General features: G+C 69.9%; 17 protein-coding genes and 1 tRNA gene. 10 read left to right on the forward strand and 8 right to left on the reverse strand.

The features are described from left to right. Nucleotides 1-40: 40 nt before the first annotated feature. The 3 genes from ACFC06_RS10935 (at nucleotide 41) to ACFC06_RS10945 (ending at nucleotide 4,297) form a co-directional block, all read left to right on the forward strand. A complete protein-coding gene (locus ACFC06_RS10935) occupies nucleotides 41-2,164 on the forward strand; it encodes a fructose-specific PTS transporter subunit EIIC (protein ID WP_375929580.1) in 2,124 nt (707 codons plus the stop codon). Between the two features lie 26 nt (nucleotides 2,165-2,190). Further along, complete coding sequence (locus ACFC06_RS10940) at nucleotides 2,191-2,448, forward strand: HPr family phosphocarrier protein (RefSeq protein WP_375929581.1); 258 nt, start codon at nucleotides 2,191-2,193, stop codon at nucleotides 2,446-2,448. Nucleotides 2,449-2,677: 229 nt separating this feature from the next. After that, the gene (locus tag ACFC06_RS10945) at nucleotides 2,678-4,297 is read left to right on the forward strand and encodes a hypothetical protein (protein ID WP_375929582.1); all 1,620 of its coding nucleotides are present in this window, start codon (nucleotides 2,678-2,680) and stop codon (nucleotides 4,295-4,297) included. Nucleotides 4,298-4,352: 55 nt separating this feature from the next. Here the strand turns inward: ACFC06_RS10945 and ACFC06_RS10950 are convergent. Beyond that, a tRNA-Met gene (locus ACFC06_RS10950) sits at nucleotides 4,353-4,426 on the reverse strand. 354 nt (nucleotides 4,427-4,780) lie between these two features. Here ACFC06_RS10950 and ACFC06_RS10955 point away from each other — a divergent pair. After that, nucleotides 4,781-5,326 carry a transglycosylase family protein gene (locus ACFC06_RS10955; protein WP_375929583.1) on the forward strand — a complete coding sequence of 182 codons (546 nt, stop codon included), beginning with the start codon at nucleotides 4,781-4,783 and terminating at the stop codon, nucleotides 5,324-5,326. Between the two features lie 65 nt (nucleotides 5,327-5,391). Here the strand turns inward: ACFC06_RS10955 and ACFC06_RS10960 are convergent, their stop codons facing one another. Next, on the reverse strand, nucleotides 5,392-8,373 hold the full coding sequence (locus ACFC06_RS10960) for a UPF0182 family protein (RefSeq protein ID WP_375929584.1): 2,982 nt from the start codon (nucleotides 8,371-8,373) through the stop codon (nucleotides 5,392-5,394). Nucleotides 8,374-8,529: 156 nt separating this feature from the next. On the opposite strand from ACFC06_RS10960, the gene ACFC06_RS10965 reads away from it, so the two are divergent. Then, nucleotides 8,530-9,108, forward strand: a complete 579-nt coding sequence (locus ACFC06_RS10965) for a PPA1309 family protein (protein WP_375929585.1) — start codon at nucleotides 8,530-8,532, stop codon at nucleotides 9,106-9,108. On the opposite strand, the gene ACFC06_RS10970 is transcribed toward ACFC06_RS10965, so the two are convergent. After that, the gene (locus tag ACFC06_RS10970) at nucleotides 9,109-10,134 is read right to left on the reverse strand and encodes a PDZ domain-containing protein (RefSeq protein ID WP_375929586.1); all 1,026 of its coding nucleotides are present in this window, start codon (nucleotides 10,132-10,134) and stop codon (nucleotides 9,109-9,111) included. It abuts the gene before it with no gap. A 127-nt stretch (nucleotides 10,135-10,261) separates the two neighbouring features. Here ACFC06_RS10970 and ACFC06_RS10975 point away from each other — a divergent pair, with 127 nt between their 5' ends. The 3 genes from ACFC06_RS10975 (at nucleotide 10,262) to ACFC06_RS10985 (ending at nucleotide 14,154) form a co-directional block, all read left to right on the forward strand. Further along, nucleotides 10,262-11,674 (forward strand): zinc-dependent metalloprotease, encoded by a 1,413-nt coding sequence (locus ACFC06_RS10975; RefSeq protein WP_375929587.1) that lies wholly within the window; start codon nucleotides 10,262-10,264, stop codon nucleotides 11,672-11,674. Nucleotides 11,675-11,884: 210 nt separating this feature from the next. Next, nucleotides 11,885-12,760, forward strand: coding sequence for a TOMM precursor leader peptide-binding protein (locus tag ACFC06_RS10980; RefSeq protein WP_375929588.1), 876 nt, complete (start codon nucleotides 11,885-11,887; stop codon nucleotides 12,758-12,760). 44 nt (nucleotides 12,761-12,804) lie between these two features. After that, complete coding sequence (locus tag ACFC06_RS10985) at nucleotides 12,805-14,154, forward strand: ABC1 kinase family protein (protein WP_375935374.1); 1,350 nt, start codon at nucleotides 12,805-12,807, stop codon at nucleotides 14,152-14,154. On the opposite strand, the gene ACFC06_RS10990 is transcribed toward ACFC06_RS10985, so the two are convergent. Together ACFC06_RS10990 and ACFC06_RS10995 are read right to left on the reverse strand one after the other, a co-directional pair. Continuing rightward, nucleotides 14,151-15,461: a uracil-xanthine permease family protein gene (locus ACFC06_RS10990; protein ID WP_375929589.1), complete on the reverse strand. Its 1,311-nt coding sequence runs from the start codon at nucleotides 15,459-15,461 to the stop codon at nucleotides 14,151-14,153. The genes ACFC06_RS10985 and ACFC06_RS10990 overlap by 4 nt on opposite strands. Continuing rightward, nucleotides 15,449-16,552, reverse strand: coding sequence for an aryl-sulfate sulfotransferase (locus tag ACFC06_RS10995; protein ID WP_375929590.1), 1,104 nt, complete (start codon nucleotides 16,550-16,552; stop codon nucleotides 15,449-15,451). The genes ACFC06_RS10990 and ACFC06_RS10995 overlap by 13 nt, the downstream gene beginning before the upstream one ends. A gap of 193 nt (nucleotides 16,553-16,745) precedes the next feature. On the opposite strand from ACFC06_RS10995, the gene ACFC06_RS11000 reads away from it, so the two are divergent. Continuing rightward, nucleotides 16,746-17,327 carry a helix-turn-helix domain-containing protein gene (locus ACFC06_RS11000; protein WP_375929591.1) on the forward strand — a complete coding sequence of 194 codons (582 nt, stop codon included), beginning with the start codon at nucleotides 16,746-16,748 and terminating at the stop codon, nucleotides 17,325-17,327. A 63-nt stretch (nucleotides 17,328-17,390) separates the two neighbouring features. Here the strand turns inward: ACFC06_RS11000 and ACFC06_RS11005 are convergent, their stop codons facing one another. The 3 genes from ACFC06_RS11005 to ACFC06_RS11015 all read right to left on the reverse strand — a co-directional run bounded on the left by ACFC06_RS11005 (nucleotide 17,391) and on the right by ACFC06_RS11015 (nucleotide 20,411). Then, nucleotides 17,391-17,645, reverse strand: a complete 255-nt coding sequence (locus tag ACFC06_RS11005; protein WP_375935377.1) for a WhiB family transcriptional regulator — start codon at nucleotides 17,643-17,645, stop codon at nucleotides 17,391-17,393. Between the two features lie 172 nt (nucleotides 17,646-17,817). Beyond that, nucleotides 17,818-18,144 (reverse strand): hypothetical protein, encoded by a 327-nt coding sequence (locus ACFC06_RS11010; protein ID WP_375929592.1) that lies wholly within the window; start codon nucleotides 18,142-18,144, stop codon nucleotides 17,818-17,820. 110 nt (nucleotides 18,145-18,254) lie between these two features. Beyond that, nucleotides 18,255-20,411: an ATP-dependent DNA helicase UvrD2 gene (locus tag ACFC06_RS11015; RefSeq protein WP_375929593.1), complete on the reverse strand. Its 2,157-nt coding sequence runs from the start codon at nucleotides 20,409-20,411 to the stop codon at nucleotides 18,255-18,257. A gap of 120 nt (nucleotides 20,412-20,531) precedes the next feature. Here ACFC06_RS11015 and ACFC06_RS11020 point away from each other — a divergent pair, with 120 nt between their 5' ends. After that, entirely contained in the window at nucleotides 20,532-20,762 is a 231-nt protein-coding gene (locus ACFC06_RS11020; protein WP_375935380.1) for a mycoredoxin, read from the forward strand. Nucleotides 20,763-20,945: the final 183 nt, after the last annotated feature.

Genomic DNA, 20,945 nt, shown 5'->3' on the forward strand with positions numbered 1-20,945 from the left:
GCCGACCCCAGCACCACCCCCACTCCCGAAAGACACCACGATGGCCGCTCCGATCATCACCACCGACCTGATCACCCTCGATACGAACCTGGGCACCGGCAAGGACGCGGTCATCACCGCCCTGGCGGACCTGCTCGCCGCGGCGGGACGCGCGAGCGATGCCGCCGAGGTGAGCGCGGCCGCGCTGGCCAGGGAGTCGCAGTCGGCCACCGGGCTGCCCGGCGGCATCGCCATCCCGCACTGCCGCGTCCCGGCCGTCACCACGGCGTCGCTGGCCTTCGCCCGCCTCGCCCCGAAGGTCGACTTCGGCGCCCCCGACGGCCCCGCCGACCTGGTGTTCCTCATCGCCGCCCCGGACGGCGCGGGTGCCGAACACATGAAACTGCTGTCGGCACTGGCCCGTGCGCTCGTACGCCCGGACTTCGTCGCGAGCCTGCGCTCGGCCGCCACCCCGGCGGAGATCGTGGCGCTGGTCGACGAGGCTATCGCGCCGACTCCGTCAACCGCAGGCGGTGACCGGCCCGCAGGCAGTGCCGGGGCCGCCACCACCGGCGCCACTGCCACGACGGGCGCCGTGTCACGGGCGAGTGTCGCCGGGAGCGAATCCGGTTCCACACCAACCGGTTCCGATACCGTCACCGGGTCAGGCGCCGACAAGTCAGCTGGGGCGGTATCCACCGACAAGGTGCGCGCCGACTCGGGACCACGCCCCCGGATTATCGCCGTCACGGCCTGTCCCACCGGTATCGCCCATACGTACATGGCGGCCGATTCCCTGGTCGCCGCCGGTGAGCGGGCCGGGGTCGATGTCACCGTCGAGACCCAGGGCTCCAGCGGCGGCGCCACGCTCGACGCCGCCACCATCGCCGCGGCCGACGCCGTCGTCTTCGCCACCGATGTGGGCGTGAAGGAGCGGGGCCGGTTCGCGGGCAAGCCGGTGGTCGAGTCCGGGGTCAAACGCGCCATCAACGAACCCGACGCCATGATCGCCGAAGCCGTCACCGCGAGCACCACACCGGGTGCCGCGACCGTCGGCGGCACGGCGCCCGGACCGGACCAGGCGGCCAAGGGCATCGGCTGGGGCACCCGCCTGCGCCAGATCCTGCTGACCGGCGTGAGTTACATGATCCCGTTCGTCGCCGCGGGTGGTCTGCTCATCGCGCTGAGCTTCCTGCTCGGCGGCTACGAGATCTCCGATACCGCCAAGACGATCGTGCTGGACAACTCCCTCACCGATCTCCCCGACGGCGGCCTGGCCACCTACTTCGGTGCCGTGCTCTATCAGATCGGCGCGCTCGCCTTCGCCTTCCTGGTCCCGGCGCTGGCCGGGTACATCGCCTTCGCCATCGCCGACCGGCCCGGCCTGGCGCCGGGTTTCACCGCCGGTGCCGTCGCCGTGTTCGTCGGGGCGGGATTCCTGGGTGGCCTGGTGGGCGGTCTGGTCGCCGGATTCGCGGCGCTCGGGGTCGCGAAACTGCCGGTGCCGGTGTGGGCGCGCGGATTGATGCCCGTGGTGGTGATTCCGCTGCTCGCCTCGCTGATCGTCGGTGTCGCCATGTTCGTGCTGCTGGGCAAGCCGCTCGCGGCGGTGACCAACGGTCTCACCGACTGGCTCAACGGCCTGTCCGGCACCTCCGCGATCGCGCTCGGTGTCATCCTGGGCGTGATGATGTGCTTCGACCTCGGCGGCCCGGTCAACAAGGCCGCGTACTCGTTCGCGGTGGCGGGCCTGTCGGTCACCGATCCGGCGACGCTGCGGATCATGGCCGCGGTGATGGCGGCGGGCATGGTGCCGCCACTGGCCATGGCCCTGTCGACGCTGCTGCGCCCGCGCCTCTACACCGAGGCCGAACGCGAGAACGGCAAGGCCGCCTGGCTGCTGGGCGCCTCGTTCATCTCCGAGGGCGCCATCCCCTTCGCCGCGGCCGATCCGCTGCGGGTACTGCCGTCGATGATGGTCGGCGGCGCGATCACCGGCGGCCTGGTGATGGCCACCGACGTCACGCTCAGCGCACCGCACGGCGGGATCTTCGTGTTCTTCGCCATGGGCCATGTCGGCTGGTTCGTGGTCTCGCTGCTGGTGGGCACCGTCGTCGCCGCGCTCTGCGTCACCCTCGCCAAGGAATTCGTCCGCACCTCGTCCCCCGTCCCCACCACCGCGTAGTCCGTTCGCACACAAGGAGATATCCCATGGCCAGCACCACCGTCACCGTCGGTTCCTCGGTCGGCCTGCACGCCCGGCCCGCCGCGTTGATCGCCGAAGCCGTCGGCGCGGCAGGCGTTCCCGTCACCATCGGCCTGGTCGGCGGCGACCCGGTCGACGCGGGGTCGGCGCTGATGATCATGACCCTCGGCGCGGGTCAGGGCGCGGAGGTGGTCGTCACCAGCGACGACCAGCCGACCCTGGACAAGATCGCCGAGCTCGTCGCCAGCGATCTCGACGCCTGAGCACCCGATCACCCCCGCGGCCGCCCGGATCTCCGGGCGGCTGTGCTGTGTCCGGGGTCCGTGCTGATAGCGTTCGACCGCTTCTCGAGATTCACCGGGGTGTGCGCACCCCGGGTCATTCGCGCGTTACCCGTGTTCCCGGGTGTCGGCACCCGGTGATCGAAAGGTGTGATCGTCGATGCGTCGAGGCTGGTCCGGACTGGTTGCCACCGCTCTCACCGCGGCAACCGTGGCAGCGAGTGGCCCGGCGGTGGCCGACGAATGGTGGCCCTTCGGAGTACTGCCGGAGGGGTTGAGCTGCGCCGCGCTCACCCTGCCCGGCCGGGCGGGCGCCTGGCCGCTGCCGATGCACTTCCCCAACACCGGCATCGGCCTGCTGACCATGCCGCTCGCCCCCGCCGGAGTCGCCGAACAGCTGCCCGCCCGCATCGAGATGCGCACCCCCACGGGTGGTTTCAACGAGGCCTGGCAGTACGCCCTGCTGGACGGGAATCTGTATGTGAAGGCCTTCGAGGGGGAATCGGGCTGGCGGGTGGCGCCGATGCCCAACTGCCTGCGCGGGCACATCAGCTCCATCTCGGTGGATCGCAGCAGGCTGGTCGCGGTGGTGCCGGGCGGGCGGGTGTTCACCATGGACCTGGCCGACCAGACCCCCGAACTGTGGTGGTGGACGGCGCGGTTCGGTTCGCCCATCTGGCTCGATCCCACCGGCACCCAGGTGCGGCCCGCTTCGCGCGCGTGGAGCCTGTCGTGGCTGGACCCGGAGTACGTGCAGCTGATCCCGTTCCGCCAGCAGGGTTTCTGGACCGATCCGACCGGCAAACAGCAGCCGGTGGGCGGCGCCGGGGTGACCACGGTGTTCGTGCTCTCACCGGAGGGCAACCGCATCCACATCCTCGACCCGTGGCTGCCGGGCAGCGATCCGCTGCGCCCGAACCAGCCCGAGTTCGCCGACGACTACAGCTACGAACTGCCCGGCCCGCTCGACGGACGGTTCCAGGCGGTGAATCTGAGCGCGTCGGGTTCACAGACCTTCCTGATCAACGAATACGGCGACATGTTCACCCGGCTCTGGGATTTCGACATCTCCGGCGCCGACACCCTGTTCTTCTCCTATACCTATGGCGACGAACCCGATCGCGCCGAGGCGCCCACCAATTTCGACGCCTGGGTGGGGCAGTTCGAATTCCTGCGCCCGTTCTTCCCGCAGTACACCGGCATCCACCTGCCGCCACCGGCGTGGGTGCGCCAGCCCAAGATTCCCGGCGAGATCACCTCGACCATCAGCGTGCACACCACCGGCGGCCGCTCCGAACAGCGCGAACTGCGCGTGGAGGGCAGCCAGGACGGGCGCACCGGGTACTGGCACAAGCCCATCGAGGACGACACGTGGTCGTTCACGGCCACCGACCGCCCGCTCACCGCCGACCTGCTCGACAACCGTCCCGGCGACACCTCCGGCCTGACCCTGGCCCCGCCCACCGGCGTCGGCTACGACCACCGCGATCCGGCGGGCTGGACGATGAGCCTGCGCGACTACGACTACGCCGACGACGTGATGCCCGTGCGGCTGTGCCTGGGCGCCGAATGCACCGCGTTGAGTATGTTCCTGGCGAGCACGCCCCGCTTCGGCTGGCAGCCCGAGGGCCTGTCGGACACCCCGCGCGTCTACCACGGCCTGCTGCAGTCCCCGGAGGACCAGTGGAACGCGCAGTCCGCGGCCCTGCGGGCCGTCGTCGAGCGCATCACCGGCGCGGACCGGGCCGCCAACATCATGGCGACCTCGAACACCGCCGAATTCACCCTGCGCACCACGGAGGGCTTCGAGGTGACGTTGCGCCGCGCTTGACCGGCCGGTGACAAGAAGAAGGCCCGGAACCTGGTGGTTCCGGGCCTTATCTTTGTAGCGGGGACAGGATTTGAACCTGCGACCTCTGGGTTATGAGCCCAGCGAGCTACCGAGCTGCTCCACCCCGCGTCGGTGAATACAACATTACACACGGGTGAGCGCTGATGCCAAATCGGCAGGTCAACCCAGGTTTTTCTGGATCAGCAGGCGATCTTGGGCAGGCGTTCGATCGCCCCGCGCGGCCATCGAGTGACGTACGACACAGCAAACACGGTCAAGGCGTCCATATCGCCGAATTCGGTGACCGGGGTCACGATTTCGCGGTGATCTCGACCACATAACGAAGGGGTAACAGGCCGACCGGTATGTAACTATTCCCCGGGGATATCCTGCGCAAACATTGAAAAGGCGTCTGTTTCGTTCACAGAATTGTCCCGTTATCAAGATGTGATCGTCATGGATTTCTTGGTTAGCGTCTCCCCCATGACTGAGACCCGGAAATTCCGCACCCGTGCCCTCGGCGTCGCCGCCGTGACCGGCGCCCTGGTTGCCGTTCCGTTCAGCCTGGCCACCGGCACCGCCTCCGCCGCGAACCACAACTGGGACGGCGTCGCCCAGTGCGAGAGCGGTGGCAACTGGGGCATCAACACCGGCAACGGCTACTACGGTGGCCTGCAGTTCTCGCAGAGCACCTGGGCGGCCAACGGCGGCCAGGGCTCGGCGCACACGGCCAGCAAGGAAGAGCAGATCCGCGTCGCGGAGAACGTGCTCGCCAGCCAGGGCATCGGCGCCTGGCCGCACTGCGGCCGGTACCTGCAGGCCGGTGAGTCCGAGCCGGAGAACGTGCCCGCCGTGGTCGAGGAAGCCCCCGCCGTCGAGCTGCCCGCCGCGGCTCCCAGCCAGCTGCAGGCCGCCGTCGACCAGGCCACCACCGCCGGGCGCGGTCTGGCCGAGCAGTACGGTGTCGCCGGGCAGTACCAGGACCTGCTCGACGCCAGTGCCCCGCTGATCGCGCAGATCGGCGGCTAGAAACCATCTCTCCCCCTGCACACGAAGGGCCCCGCCGGTTGGCGGGGCCCTTCGTGTGTGACGGGTCAGCGACCGCCGGCGTCCTGGTAGGCCTGGACCGCGGCGTCGAGTTCCTCGAGCGCCTTACCGAAATCGCTGAAGTTGCCCGACCGCATGGCCGCGCGGACCGCGTCGATCTTGCGGTTGAGCTCCGCGGCCGCCGCCTCCTGGGCGGTCGACCCCGCGGGCGGCGTCGTCGTCCCGGCGGGCGGGGTGGTCTCCCCGGGCTCGGGTGTGCCCGGATCGACCGGCGGCAGGGTGCCGGGGTTCGGTTTCAGCGCCGGGTCACCACCGAACGGAGTGGCCAGCGCGCCCGCACCGGGCATCACCTGGTTGAGCGCCTCGGCCAGCGTCGCCGCGTACCCGACCTTCACGCTGCCTGCCGCGTCGCGGTAGCTCACCAGCACACGCAGCAGCTGCGGGAACGTCGAGGACCCGGTGTTGCGTTCGTTGTAGAACGGCTCCACGTACAGGATGCCGCCGTCGGCCACCGGCAGGGTGAGCAGATTGCCGTAGCGGATCTTGTTCGAGTTCGACAGCAGCGTCTTCTCCCGCGACACCGCGTCGGCGGTGGTCATCGAGTTCTGGGTCTGCTGTGGACCCTGGGTCTGTGTCTCCACCGGGAGCTGTAGCACCGTGAACTTGCCGTAGCCCTCCGGGTCCGAGCGCACCGAGATGTAGGCCGAGAGGAACTGACGGTTGTAGCCGACCATCGCCGAGGTCAGGTTGAACACCGGCTTGTTGGTCTTCTTGTCACCGAGCAGCACGTAGTACGGCGGCTGGTTGAAGGTGCCGCCCTCGATCGTGGGATCGCTGGGCACCGACCAGAACGCGTTGTTGGTGAAGAACTCGCGCGGGTTGTCCACGTGGTACTTGGTCAGCATGTCGCGCTGGACCTTGAACAGGTCTTCCGGGTAGCGGAAGTGCGAGCGCAGCTCGGGCGAGATCTCGCTCTCGGGCTTGACCGCGTCCGGGAACACCCCGCGCCAGGCCTTGAGCACCGGGTCGGTGGAGTCGGTCTCGTACAGGGTGACGGTGCCGTCGTAGGCGTCGACGGTGGCCTTCACCGAGTTGCGGATGTAGCTGACCTCCTTGCGCGGGATGACGCGCCCGGTCTTCTTGTCGATGCTGTCCTCGACCGCGCCGTCGAGCGAGGTCGGCTGGGCGTAGGGGTACTTGTCCAGCGTGGTGTAGGCGTCGACGATCCAGACGATGCGCTTGTCGACGACCGCCGGGTAGGCGTTGCCGTCGGTGGTCAGCCACGGGGCGACCTTCTGCACCCGCTCGCGCGGCCCACGGTTGAACAGGATCTTGGACTCGTCACCGATGGCCGAGGAGAACAGGATGTTGCGCTCGGCGTACTTGGCCGCGAAGGCCAGCCGGTTGAACCAGTTGCCCACCGACACACCGCCGCTGCCGTCGTAGGTGAACGAGGCCTGGTCGGAGTCGTACTCGCGCGGGGCCTGGCCCTCGGTCGCGCCGACGATGGCGTAGTCGGGATCGGACTGCGCGATCAGCTCGCCGTAGTAGATGCGCGGCTGGTCGACCTTGATCTGCTGGTCTTCCTTCTTGGTGAACAGGTCGCTCACCATGAACAGCGGGTAGCCCGAATCGCTGCCGCCCGAGGCGCTCTGGGCGTCGGACTGCGGCTTGTTCACCCGGTTGGCGGGCGCGGCGACGAAGCCGTTGCCGTGGGTGTAGACGGTGTGCTGGTTGATCCAGTCCTTCTGGTTGCCCGACAGCGCCTCCGGATGCAGCTCGCGCGCGGCCACGATGTAGTCCTGCACCGACCCGTTGAGGGTGTAGCGGTCGATGTCGAGCGACTCGGGGAAGCCGTAGAAGTTCTTGCGCTGCTGGAGCTGGGTGAAGGTGGGCGAGAGGATGTTCGGGTCGAGCAGGCGGGCGTTGCCGATGGTGGCCGCGTCGGCGGGCACCTCGAGCGGGCTCTTCTTGGACTCGCCCTGATAGTCCTGATACTCGACCTTGTCGTCGGTGATCCCGTACGCCTGGCGCGTGGCCATGATGTTGCGCTCGATGTACGGACTCTCCTTGTCGGCGGCGTTGGGGCGCACCGAGAACTGCTCGACCACCATCGGCCACACCGCGCCGACCAGGATCGACGACAGCACCAGCAGCGCCGCCGCCATCGCGGGCACCCGCAGATCACGCAGCACGATGCCGGCGAAGAACGCGACCGCGCAGATCACCGCGATCGAGAGCAGGATCAGCTTGGCGGGCAGCACCGCGTTGATGTCGGTGAACGACGGGCCGCCGAAGGTCGGCTCCTTGCGGGTGCTCGACAGCAGGTCGTAGCGGTCGAACCAGTAGGCCACCGCCTTGAGCAGCACGAAGATGCCCGCCAGCACCGCCAGCTGCACGCGCGCGGCCCTGGTCAGCGTGCCCTCGCGGCCGGCCAGGCGCAGCCCGCCGAACACGTAATGGGTCACCAGGTTGGCGAAGAAGGCGATCACCACCGCGACGAACAGCCAGTTCAGCACCATCCGGTAGAACGGCAGATCGAAGGCGTAGAAGCCCACGTCGAGGTGGAACTGCGGGTCCTGCTGGCCGAAGTCGCCGCCGTGCAGGAACATCTGCACCGTCGCCCAGTTCGACTGCGCGACCAACCCGGAGAGCAGGCCGAGCAGCACCGGGATGCCGACGCCGAACAGCCGCAGCTTGCTCATCACCGTCGTGCGGTACCGCGCGATCGGGTCGTTGGGCCCGGCGACCGGCACGAACACCGGACGCGAGCGGTACGCCAGCAGCAACGCCGCCCACACCACCAGTCCGACGAACAGCGCCACGACGACGAACAGGATCAGCCGCGTGCGCAACACGCCCAGATACACACTGCGATAGCCGACCTCGCCGAACCACAGCCAATTGGTGTAGGCGTCGACGATCCGGGGCCCGAGCAGCAGCAGCGCCGCCAGGACGACTGCCGTCACCAGCAGCACACGGCTGCGTCGGGACAACGAAGGTAAGCCGGTGGGGGGCCGCATGCCCACGGTGCCACTCTCCTGCTCCGGCGGTATCCACGCCGGTGATCGGCGCAGACACCGCAGTCCGATGTTGCGGATGGCCCGAAGACGGACCGTTGGCGCCCACTCTACGGAAATCGGACACCGTGCAAGTGGCAGGGCCGAAAATGATTGGATGGACGGGTGACCGAAGACGAGCACGCCGAAGTTCTCCTCGCCCGCTGCGTGCGCGAGGTCGTCGAGTTCACCGACGCCGAGGGCTGGGGCAATCCGCCGCAGATGTTCGCGTTGGTGCCGACCGCCGACCTGGCCGCGGCCGAACCCGATCTACAGGACCAGCTCGACGACGGCAGCGAGCTCACCCCCATCGCCCAGGAAGCCTTCCCGGACGACATCACCGGCGGCTCGATGGCCCTCGACGAATTCCTGGCCACCACCACCTGGCCGCCCGCGGTCGAGGGCTGCGTGCTGGTGCAGGAGATCGTGGTGCTGCCGCCGGACGCCGAGAGCGATCTGGACGAGGCGCTGGTGCCGCTGCTGGCCGACGACGACGCCGCCGACGCCGCCGGGCGCGCCGCCGCCCACGCCCACCCCGGCCGCCGCGACGCGCGCCTCATCGCGGGCGTGTTGCGCCAGGGCACCTCACTGTGCCTGCTCCAGATCCGCCCCGAGGACGACGACGGCTTCGGCGACCTGGACCTTCGCACCTACCCGAATCTGGCACCGGGCCTGGTCGAGGCCCTGCACCACACGTTGGAGTGATCAGCCGCAGCTGATGGGGTCGCGGCCTGCGTCGATGTCGGCCAGCGAGGTGACCGCGCTGTCGAGCGTGTCGACCTTGACCAGGCGCAGACCCTCGGGCGCGCGCTGGCGGGCCTCGTTGCAGTTGTCGGCGGGGACCAGGAAGGTCTCCGCGCCCGCCTCGCGCGCGGCGATCATCTTGTACTGGATGCCACCGATCGGGCCGACCTTGCCGTCCTGGTCGATGGTGCCGGTCCCGGCGACGAACCGGCCGCCGTTGAGTTCACCGGGCGAGAGCTTGTCGATCAGCGCCAGGCTGAACATCAGGCCCGCCGAGGGGCCGCCGATGTCGGCGAGATTGAACTCCACTTCCAGCGGCGGGCGCCCGCCCTCGCCGACGCCGACGCCCATGTAGGGCTTTTCCGGCTCGTCCGGGAGCGGGGCCAGCACGATCGCGGCGGTGTGCTCGCCGTCGCCGCGGCGGTAGACCACCGAGACGGTGTCGCCGGGGCGCTTGGCCGCGACGTGGTCGACCACCTGCTGGGGGTCGGTGACCGGGGTGCCGTCGATGCTGATCAGCTCGTCGCCGTCGGCCAGGACGCCGTTGGCCGGGCCTTCCTCGAGGACCCCGCGCACCACCACGGCGGTCGGCATCTTCAGGAAGTGCAGCGCGGCGACCTCGGCATTGCTCTCGGAGTTCTTGAACTGCTGCTGGTTGGACTTGTCGACCTGCTCGCGCGGGACGTCGGGCGGATAGACCTCCGAGCGCGGCACCAGGCCGTGCTCACCGCTGGCCCAGAACCCGAACGCCTCGAACAGGTTGAGCCCGTCGCGCACCGAGACCGTCGTCATGTTGAGGTGCCCGGTGGTCGGGTCCACGGGCGCGCCGGTGATGTCCACCACCTGTTTGCCGTCGACCTCGCCGAGCGTGTTGAAGGTCGGGCCCGGGCCCAGTGCCACGAACGGGACGGTGACCACACTGCCGACCACGCCGAGGACGAGGACGGGAACCAGGGCGACGATCAGGGTGAGGATCCGGCGATTCACTCCGCCCACAGTAGTGATCGACCGGGGCGACCGACGGCAGTGGCACGCTTTTGCCGCGTCCGCGTGTGGCGCGATTTCGCGATCCGCGAACACCGAGGCCCGGGGGGTCCCGCGTAACGTAAGGGGTATGAGCGATCTCCCCTTCGGCTTCTCGAACCGCGACGACGACGAGTCCGGCAAGCGTCGCGACGAGGGCAACGGCCCCGGCGGATCCGACCCGTTCGGGTTCGGTGCCGCGGGCGCGGGCGGGTTCGACCCCTCGCAGCTGGGTCAGATGCTGACCCAGCTGGGGCAGATGATCAGCGGCATGGGCCAGGGCATGGGCCCCGGCGGCGGCCAGTCCGGCCCGGTCAACTACGACGTGGCCAAACGTCTGGCCCGCCAGCAACTCGGCGCCTCGGTGGCCCCGATCGCGTCGGGCACCACCACGGCGGTCACCGACGCCGCGCACCTGGCCGAACTGTGGCTCGGCGGCGCCACCGTGCTGCCCGCCGGCGCCACGAAGACGGTGGCCTGGACGGCCAACGACTGGATCGAGGAGACCCTGCCCACCTGGAAGCGGCTGTGCGATCCGGTCGCGGAGTCGATCTCCGGGATGTGGACCGCGCAGCTGCCGGAGGAGGCCAAGCAGTTCGCCGGGCCGATGGTGGGCATGCTCGGGCAGATGGGCGGACTCGCCTTCGGCTCGCAGCTCGGGCAGGCGCTGGGTCAGCTGGCCAAGGAGGTGCTGACCTCCACCGATATCGGGCTGCCGCTGGGCCCGGCGGGCACCGCGGCACTGCTGCCGACGGCCATTTCGGCGTTCAGCGAGGGCCTCGAGCAGCCCGAGAGCGAGATCATGGTGTTCCTGGCCGCGCGCGAGGCCGCCCACCAGCGGCTGTTCGCGCACGTGCCGTGGCTGCGTCAGCAGGTGCTCGGCGCGGTCGAGGACTACGCCCGCGGGATCAAGATGGACTTCTCCGCGCTGGAGGAGGCCGCCCAGGGCATCGACCCGATGGCGCTGAGCGATCCGTCCAAGCTCGAGGAGCTGCTGTCGCAGGGCACCTTCGAACCGCAGACCACACCCGAGCAGAAGCAGGCGCTCGAGCGGCTGGAGACGCTGCTGGCGCTGATCGAGGGTTGGGTCGACGTGGTGGTCACCGACGCGGTCGGCGAACGGCTGCCGGGGGCGAACGCGCTGTCGGAGACCTTGCGCCGCCGCCGCGCGACCGGTGGCCCGGCCGAACAGACCTTCGCCACCCTGGTCGGCCTGGAACTGCGCCCGCGCAAGGTCCGCGAGGCCGCGGCGCTGTGGCGCAGGCTCACCGTGGACGCGGGCGTCGACCGCCGCGACGGTGTCTGGGCCCACCCCGATCTGCTGCCCGACTCCAGCGATCTCGACGCTCCCGCCGGGTTCATCGATTCCGTGATCGGCGGCGGCACCGGCGCTTTCGACGACCCGCTGGCCCAGCTGGCCGAGACCGAGGCGCGTGAGCGCGACGAGGCCGAGCGCGGCAAGTCCTCCGGCGACGACCCGGAATCGGGTACCGAGCAGCGCTGAGCGGGCCGCGCAAGCGGGCCGACGAAAAATCTCGGGAAACCGGTGCCGCGACACGGCTTCGCACGCGGGACGGGTGCCGACTCGCGGGCGTGAACGGCGGCAGCGCGGGTTGTCCACAGCTGCCGTCCCGGTGTCCGACACGCCGAAAGCCTGTGGATAACTACGGTTTCGGCACCAGGTTCGCGACGGGCTCGTGCCGATACTTCTGGCATGACCACCACGACGCCGCTGCGCGGGCCGATGCTCCACCCCCGCGTCACCACCCTGGTTCGACCGTCGGGCACCGTCCAGCTGGGCTGGGACCCCGAACGCGCGCTGTTGCTCGAGACCACCGAACTCGACACCGGCACGGTGCTCGCGTTCCTGCGGCTGCTCGACGGCATGCAGTCCCGGCCGCAGATCATCTGGCGGGCCGGGGAATTCGGGATCAGTCCCGCGCGGACGCTCGACCTGCTCACCGCCATCGAACGCGCCGGGCTGCTGCTGCAACCGGAACGCAGGCAGGCCAGGATCCGCAATGTCACCGTGCACGGGCTCGGGCCGCTGTCGGACGCGGTGGCGATCGGATTGCGTCGCATGGGGTTGCGGCCCACGCGGTCGCGGGAGTACCGCTCCGACACCCCGGTCGGGGCCGCGGGCTGTGATCTGGTGGTGCTCACCGACGCGTTGATGGCCGACCCGCGGCTCTCGGTGGACCTGGTGCTGCGCCGGGTGCCGCACCTGCAGGTGCGGGTGCGCGACGGTGTCGGTGTGGTGGGGCCGCTGGTACTGCCCGGTGAGACCAGCTGCCTGCGGTGCGCCGATCTGACCCGCACCGGATTCGATGCCGACTGGCCGCATCTGGCCGCCCAGCTGCTGGGCCGGACCGGGCACGCCTCCCCCGCCGGTATCGCCGCCACGACGGCGCTGACCATGAACGAGCTCGAGGCGATCGTCGCGTGTTCACCGTCGCGGCGGCCCGGCACCCTCGACGCCACCCTGGAACTGGATCTGGACACCCACCAGGTGTATCGGCGCCCGTGGCCGCCGCATCCGGACTGCGGCTGCCGCGCGCTGGGCAGCGGCGAACCGGAGGCCAAACCATGAGGTGTGAGCATTCCCATGGCACACAGGGCAGGGGTTCGGCCATGATGGGTAACGTGTCCGAGATCGTGCGCCGCAGTTCCAGCCGCAATGCCAAGTTGGCCAAGATTCCCCTCGGCATCGCCGGACGAGCCGCCGTCGGTTTCGGCAAGAAGCTCGTCGGCGGTGACAAGCAGGAGATCAACGCGACGCTGAACCAGAAGGCCGCCGAGCAGTTGTTCACCGTGCTCGGCGAGCTCAAGGGCGGGGCGATGAAGTTCGGCCAGGCGCTGAGCGTGATGGAGGCCGCGGTCCCGGAGGAGTTCGGCGAGCACTACCGCGAGGCGCTCACCAAGTTGCAGGCCGCCGCGCCGCCGATGCCCGCCGCGACCGTGCACCGGGTGCTCGACCAGCAGCTGGGCACCAAGTGGCGCGAACGGTTCCAGTCCTTCGACGACACCCCGGCGGCCTCGGCCAGTATCGGTCAGGTGCACCGGGCGGTCTGGTCCGACGGCCGGTCGGTGGCGGTGAAGGTGCAGTACCCCGGGGCCGACGAGGCGCTGCGCGCCGATCTCAAGACGCTGTCGCGGATGACGGGCCTGCTGTCCTCGGTGATCCCGGGCGCCGATGTGAAGCCGCTGCTGGCCGAGATCACCGAGCGCACCGAGGAGGAACTCGACTACCGCACCGAGGCCGCCAACCAGCGCCGCTTCGCCGCCGCCTTCGACGGGCACCCGCACATCGTGGTGCCCAAGGTGGTGGCGGGCGCGCCGAAGGTGATCGTCACCGAGTGGCTCGACGGCACCCCGGTCTCGGCGCTGATCAAGGCCGGTGCCGAAGACCCCGAGGGCACCCGGGTCCAGCGCAACCGGATCGCCGAGCTCATGGGCACCTTCCACTTCTCCTCCCCGGAGCTGGCCGGCCTGCTGCACAGCGACCCGCATCCCGGCAACTTCCTGATCCTGGCAGACGGCAGGCTGGCGGTGCTCGACTACGGCGCCTGCGCGCCGATGCCCGACGGTTTCCCCGAGATCCTCGGCCGGATGCTGGCCCTGGCCGTCGACGAGGAGCACGCGGCGCTCACCGAACTGCTCTACGAGCACGGCTGGGTGATCCCGGGCCGCACGGTGACCCACGCGGAGATCGAGGCGTATCTGCGCCCGTTCAGCGATCCGATCCGCACCGACACCTTCCACTTCACCCGCCGCTGGATGCAGCGGGTGGCGGGCAAGGCCTCGGAGTTCTCCAGCCCGGAGATGAAAACCGCACGCGCGCTGCAGCTCCCGCCGCAGTACCTGATGATCTTCCGGGTGCTGGGTGGATCGGTGGGCATCCTGGCCCAGCTCGACGCGGAACTCGGGTTCATGAACCTGGTGCGCACCTGGGTCCCCGGTTTCCGCGCCGAGCGGGCGTCTTAGCGTTCGGCCTGCGCCCGGCGTCTGCCGAGCGTGCACAGCAGGTGCACCGCCACGCCCACCACGGCGGCCATGGTGACCCCGCTGCCGAGCAGCAGGCGCAGGTCGTCGGGGAAACCGCGGTAGAGGCCGGGCACCAGGATCGGCAGCAGCCCGGCGGTGAGGGCCGCGGTGGTGGTGAGCAGGGCCGCGTCGTCGTCCAGGTCGACCTGGCGGAACAGGCCGATCGCCGAGGCGATGATCGTGGCGAAGACGATGGCCGCGGTGGCGCCGACGACCGGGCCCGGCAGGGAGTTCACGATCCGGCCGATCGGAGCGAGGAAGGCCGCCAGGATCAGCAGCAGGCCGGTCAGCGCGGTGACATAGCGGCTGCGGACCCCGGTGAGCCGGATCAGGCCGATGTTCTCGCCGCTGGTCACCATGGTCGGGCCGCCGAACAGGCCGGACAGCAGTGAGGTCACCGCGTCGCCGCGGATGGTGCGACCGACCGTGGGGGCGGTGTCGATCCGCTTGCCGACCACCTGGGCGTTGAGCACCGTCTGACCGGTGGCTTCGGCCATCGAGCCGATGCTGAACACCAGCAGCGGCAGGGCGGCGAGCAGATCGAAGTGGGGTGCGCCGAACAGGAACGGCTCGGGCAGTTGCACCACGGCGTCGCCCGGTTGCAGGTCGAACTGCCCGAGCGCGGCGGCCAGCGCGGTGCCGATGGCCATGCCGATCAGTACCGAGACCCGGCGCCAGCCGGTGGGCAGGAACCGGTGGGCCAGCACGGTCGCGACGATGGTCGCGCCCGCGATGCCGACCGAGCGGATCGGGGTGGGGTCCTCGGCCGAGGTGATCAGGTTCGCGCCGACCTTCACCAGGTTGACCCCGATCACCAGGATCATGCTCGCGATCACGACCATGGGCAGGAACCGCACCAGCCGCCGCGCCACCGGCACCAGCGCGATACCGGCGACGGCAGTGATCAGCACCGCGCCGGTCGCGGTGGCCGGATCGTAGGTCTGCGCGATCTGGATGAACAGCACCACCGCCGCGCCACCGGGCAGCATCACGAACGGCAGCCCGGCTCCGAGTCCGTAACGTCCGCTCGATTGCAGGAGGGTACCGATGCCACTGAACAACAGGGCGCCACACAGCAGGGCGCGGGCCGCGTCGTCGTCGAGGTGCAGGCTGCGGCTGATCAGCAGTACCGAGGTGAGCGGCATCGCGATCATCACCACCAGGTGCTGCAAGGCACCGGCGAAAGCCCGTCCGGCGGGCGGTATCTCGTCGACGGGTGCCACCGCCGGTGCGCTCACCGCAGCCACGGCAGTTCCTCGGCCGTGTAGCGGTAGGCGCGGAAGATGGCGTTGGAGACGCCGGGGAACACCCGCGCGGTGTCGGGATCGGGGTATTCGGTGAACGAGGGCACCACGTACTCCCAGCAGATCCGCCGGTCCGGGGTCACCTCGAAGATCCGCCCGAAGGCGGCCTCGGTGATGAGGGTGTTGCCGTTGGGCAGCCGCTGCGCGCCACCCATGAAGGGGGTGAAGAACGCCTCGCGCGGGGAGTCCTGGTAGGTCCAGCCGATCTCGCCGGTGGCCGTGTCGATTTCGACGATCCGGCTGTAGGTCACCGATTCGCCGGTGCGGAAGGTGCCGTTGTCGAACACCAGGATCCGGCCGTCGCCGAGCGGGGTGGCGTGGTGCTGCTGGGCGAGCACGGTCCGGTCGGCCAGGGTGGTGACCGCGCCGGTGCGCCGATCGATCAGGATCACCGCCGAGACGCTGCGCAGGCTGGCCACCACGGTGTGTTCGCCGAGCGGGTGGACGCTGTTGATCAGCGGCCAGTGCTCGCGCCAATAGTGCGGCTGCAGACCGAATTCCGCGGGATCGAGGTGCTCCACGGCGCGCCACTGCCAGCGCAGGGTGCCGTCGGGGTCCACCTCGCGGATCACGTCGGACCAGACGATCCCGTCGGCTTCGGTCCCCGGCACGCCGCCTTGGACGCGGGCCGCGGCCGCGCCGGTCAGCGGTTCGACGGCGGTGTAGAGGACGCTGCCGTCGTCGTAGTGGTGCGCGTCGTGGTGCTGCAGGTCGTCGCGGATCTCCGAGAGGAGTGCGCCGGTGTGGTCGTAGCGGGCCATCGACCCGCCGGAGTACTTGCGCCACATGGCGAACAGCGGCGGCCGGGCCAGGGTGAGGCCGTTGTAGGCGAGGCTGCCGTCGGACAGGATGCGCGCGTGCCGGCCCGGCCGGTACGGCAGTTGCCACCGGTGCGCGATCTCGCCGCCGAGATCGACCAGGTCGACCCGGCCGTCCCCGGCCAGGGGCGCGTAGAGCGTGTAGCCGGGCGAGGCCAGCGCCACATCGCTGCCGATCAGCCCGACGCCCCGCCGCTTGAGGGTGTTCTGTTCCATGCCGCCTCTCCTGAAAATTCGATGCCACTGAATATTCAGTACGCTGGGCGACAGCGGAACGGTTCCGATCACGGTGCGCGAAACCGGCTCACGCCCAGGTCGGGCGGCCGAGAGCCCGGCCGCACCACCGCACCGACCACGCCGGATTCATTACAGTCACTGCTACAGCACGCGCAAGCAAGGAAGGCGACAGGTGGGCGAGCACATCCGGAACACCCAGCTGGGAGCCGTCATCCGCGATCGGCGCCGCGCCGCCGGGCACACGCTGGCCCGCCTGGCCGCCGAGACGGGCCTGTCCCCGTCGTTCCTGAGCCAGCTGGAGAACGGCCACACCAACACCAGCCTGCGCTCGCTCCAGCAGATCGCCGACGCCCTCGCCACCACCGCCACCGCGCTGCTGGCCGCCGCCGACGACACCGCCGCCGCGCCGCTGGTCCGCGCGGACGAGAACACCACGCTCCCGCAGTCCGATCCCGGCGCGGGCACCGTGCGCGCGCTCGTGCACGGCGACCGCGACCTGCGCGCCCTGGAATTCACCGGCGGCACCGACCGCGGCGACCGCGATTTCACCCATCGCGGCGACGAGATCATCCACGTCGTGCGCGGACGCATCTCCCTCGTCGCCGACGGCACCGAGCACGAACTCGGCCCCGGCGACACCTACTACTGCCGGGCGGGCGAGAAGCACCGGTGGTGGGCGCACTCCCCGGACACCACCACGCTGGTCCTCGCCGTCGCCGACGGCCGCACCGTCAAACGCAACTCCCGCACATGACAAACGAACCGCCCACCAGAACTCGGTGAGCGGTTCGCTTGCGGTACAACCCTTTTCCCGGGTTCATGCCGGGATCGCGACCTTGCGCGGACGGCCACGGGGGCGCTTGCGGGCGATCACGACACCCTGGTCGAAGATCTCACCGCCCCACACACCCCACGGCTCGGCGCGGTCGATGGCCGCGGTCAGGCAGCCCTTACGGATCGGGCAGGCGGCGCACAGGGTCTTGGCCTGCTCGAGATCGGTGGGGCTCTCGGCGAACCACAGATCAGGGTTTCCGGCGCGGCAGGGCAGGGACGCCACGGTTCGGCATGTCACGTCAGTAGTGGCGCTCGGCCAGTCCTGGGCGGTGAACACGTCGTTCTCCTTCAGCTCGTTTGCAGTCGTGGTTTCGGTGTGCGAACCCGGAGCCTGCGGCGGGAGCCGAAAGAAAAAGGCCACGGGATTCGCTTCTCGCGATCCGTGGCCAGGAGGTCTGGGAGGAGTTTCCCTACCTAGTTCGGCATTTCTGCCGAGACCTGAGCACGGTCGCTGGGTGGACACGGAGGCGGATTGCGCCGGCGAACTCGGGTGCGTACCCGATTTCATCGAACGAAGCGGCCGACGCCGGAACGGCGGTCGGCTGCCAACCCACGCTGGGCTTGCCCTGGAGACGAATCGGGGTGCGCTGATGCACGAGAGTCATCGGCACAGCTTTGGTATCGACGCCGGACAGACCGGTCCCCTGCAGAGCGAGGACCCCCCGGGAGGCGGAAACCATGGACGCGTTCACCAGCGCGCGATTGCCCATCGCGAACAATGCGGTGTTGCTGTTCATCTGACTGCCTCCCTCCTGAACTCGTGTGCTGATAATTACCGCGCACCGAGATCACTCTCGGTGCGTGTTCTCCACCATAGGCAATGATCGAGAACCGAACAACCTATTTTCTACCTGCGGTTTTGTGTTGTTGCCCGCAAACGTGACGACACGATGGCGAGCACGTCGGCACCGTACTGCTCGATCTTCTTCGCGCCGATGCCCGCGATCGAGGCCAGCGCCGCGTCGTCGGCGGGCAGTTGTTCGGCGATCGCGGTGAGCGTGGTGTCGGTGAACACGACGAACTCGCGCACCCGCAGCACCTCGGCCTTCTCGGCCCGCCAGTCCTTCAGCGCGTCGAGCAGATCCTGGTCGAGTTCGGCCGGGCAGCGCCTGCACCGGCCGAGCATGGTGGCGTAGGTGCCGATCTGCGGCTTGGCGCAGACCCGGCACAGCGGGCGTTTGCCGTCGTCGTCCCTGCCGCCGGTGGCGGTGGTCGCGATCCGCGAGGCGGGTGATTCGTCGGGGACCAGACCGGTGAGGAAGCGCGAGCGTCTGCGCACCCGCCTGCCGCCTTCGGTGCGCGCCAGCGCCCAGGAGATGGTCAGGTGCTCGCGCGCCCGGGTGACGCCCACGTAGAGCAGCCGGCGTTCCTCTTCCAGTGCCGCCGGGTCGGTGGCCTTCCCGTCGTCACCGAGGACGTGCTGGATGGGCAGTGTCCCGTCGCTGACGCCGGCCAGGAACACCGCGTCCCATTCCAGGCCCTTGGCCGCGTGCAGCGAGGCCAGGGTGACGCCGTCGACGGTCGGCGGGTGTTTGGCCTCGGCGCGGGCGGCCAGTTCGCGCAGCAGGCCGGTGAGGTCGATCTCCTCGTCGTGGCCGACGAGTTCCTCGGTGAGCTGCACCAGGGCCAGCAGCGAGGACCAGCGTTCCCTGGCCTGGGCGCCCGCCGGTTCCTCGGCGGTGAGCCCGACCGGTGCCAGCGCGGCCCGCACCAGGGTGATCAGCTCGGCGCCGCCGCGCGCCTCGTCGGGCAGGTCGTCGCGCGCGTCGACCTGCCGCAGCGCCAGAACCGCCTGCCGTACCTCCGGCCGCTGGAAGAAGCCCTCGCCGCCACGGACCTGGAAGGGGATCTCGCGTGCGCTCAGGGCCCGTTCGAACGGTTCGGACTGGGCGTTGATCCGGTAGAGCACCGCGATCTCGGCGGCGGGTGTCCCCGCGGCGATCAGTTTCTTGATGCGGGCCGCGATATCGGCGGCCTCGGCGGGCACGTCGGGATACTCGGCGAATTCCGGTTCCGGGCCGTCGGGGCGCTGCCCGATCAGCGCCAGCCGGGTGCCCGCGATCCGGCCGCGGGCCGCGCCGATCACCCGGTTGGCCAGCGACACCACCTGCGGGGTGGAGCGGTAGTCGCGTTCGAGCCGGATGACGGTGGCGTCGGGGAAGCGGCGGGAGAAATCGAGGAGGTAGTCGGGGGTGGCGCCGGTGAAGGAGTAGATGGTCTGGTTGGCGTCACCGACGACGGTGAGATCGTCGCGGTCGCCCAGCCAGGCGTCGAGCACGCGCTGCTGCAACGGGGTGACGTCCTGGTATTCGTCGACGACGAAACTGCGGTACCGGCCGCGGAACTCGTCGGCCACCGCCGGGTAGTCCTCGAGCGCGGCCGCGGTGTGCAGCAGCAGGTCGTCGAAGTCGAGCAGCAGCCCGTCGGCGGAGGTCTTGGCCGATTCGTAGCCCGCGTACACCTGGGCGACCCTGGTCGCCTCGGCCGGGATGTCGCGGTGGTGGCGCGCGGCGGCGGCCGGGTAGTCCTCGGGGGCGATGAGCGAGGCCTTGGCCCACTCGATCTCGCTGAGCAGGTCGCGGATCATCTCCGTCGCGGTGCCGAGCCCCGCGCGGTGCGCGGCCTGGGAGACCACCGGGAACTTGCTGTCGAGCAACTGCCACGGCACATCGCCGACCACCTGCGGCCAGAAATAACGCAGTTGCCGCAGCGCCGCGGCGTGGAAGGTGCGGGCCTGGACCTGCCCCGCCTCGCCACCGAGCCCCATCGCGCGCAGCCTGCCGCGCATCTCCCCCGCCGCGCGGGCGGTGAAGGTGACCGCGAGCACCTGATCGGGCTTGACGTGCCCACCCGCGATCAGATGCGCGATGCGGTGGGTGATCGTCCTGGTCTTGCCGGTGCCCGCGCCGGCGAGCACACACACCGGCCCCCGGGGCGCTCGCACCGCGGCGGCCTGTTCCGGGTCGAGGACGCTGAGATCGAGTGCTGGCACGCGCACCATCATGACAGCGCCCGCCGACAACCCGCCGCCGCGCCCGCTCCCCGGCCCCGCCGCCCGGTCAGGAACACCACGACCACCTCGCGCGTTGCACATCGCGTGACTGAAGCAACCCCTGATCTGACGATGTACTCGACCACCTGGTGCGGCTACTGCCGCCGCCTCAAGACCCAGCTCGACGAAGCGGGCATCACCTATCAGGTGATCGACATCGAAGACGACCCCGCCTCGGCCGAGTTCGTCGGCAGCGTCAACAACGGAAACCACGTGGTCCCCACCATCAAGTACCGCGACGGCTCCACCGCCACCAACCCGTCGCTGGCCCAGGTCAAGCAGGCCCTGGCCACCCAGGCGTAGTCACCGGGCACCCGCACACGAGAAGGTCCGCGCCCCCGCCGCGGCCCCCACCCGCCCAACCCAGCCCCGCACGACCCGACCTCGAGGAGGGTCCCGTTCGCGGCCCGGCCCGGCGGTCAGGTGCCGCTGCGTAGGCGACGAAGGAGCAAGCATCGGTGCCTGACCGACGGGCCCCCCAGGGGC

The organism is Nocardia sp. NPDC056064, assembly GCF_042266925.1.
Classification (GTDB): Bacteria; Actinomycetota; Actinomycetes; order Mycobacteriales; family Mycobacteriaceae; genus Nocardia.

Excerpts from the sequence above, each read along its gene's own strand:
- ACFC06_RS10935 (WP_375929580.1), top strand. The coding sequence starts at position 41 with ATGGCCGCTCCGATCATCACCACCGACCTGATCACCCTCGATACGAAC.
- ACFC06_RS10940 (WP_375929581.1), top strand. The coding sequence starts at position 2,191 with ATGGCCAGCACCACCGTCACCGTCGGTTCCTCGGTCGGCCTGCACGCC.
- ACFC06_RS10955 (WP_375929583.1), top strand. The coding sequence starts at position 4,781 with ATGACTGAGACCCGGAAATTCCGCACCCGTGCCCTCGGCGTCGCCGCC.
- ACFC06_RS10975 (WP_375929587.1), top strand. The coding sequence starts at position 10,262 with ATGAGCGATCTCCCCTTCGGCTTCTCGAACCGCGACGACGACGAGTCC.
- ACFC06_RS10980 (WP_375929588.1), top strand. The coding sequence starts at position 11,885 with ATGACCACCACGACGCCGCTGCGCGGGCCGATGCTCCACCCCCGCGTC.
- ACFC06_RS10985 (WP_375935374.1), top strand. The coding sequence starts at position 12,805 with ATGGGTAACGTGTCCGAGATCGTGCGCCGCAGTTCCAGCCGCAATGCC.
- ACFC06_RS10995 (WP_375929590.1), bottom strand. The coding sequence starts at position 16,552 with ATGGAACAGAACACCCTCAAGCGGCGGGGCGTCGGGCTGATCGGCAGC.
- ACFC06_RS11010 (WP_375929592.1), bottom strand. The coding sequence starts at position 18,144 with ATGAACAGCAACACCGCATTGTTCGCGATGGGCAATCGCGCGCTGGTG.
- ACFC06_RS11015 (WP_375929593.1), bottom strand. The coding sequence starts at position 20,411 with ATGATGGTGCGCGTGCCAGCACTCGATCTCAGCGTCCTCGACCCGGAA.
- ACFC06_RS11020 (WP_375935380.1), top strand. The coding sequence starts at position 20,532 with ATGTACTCGACCACCTGGTGCGGCTACTGCCGCCGCCTCAAGACCCAG.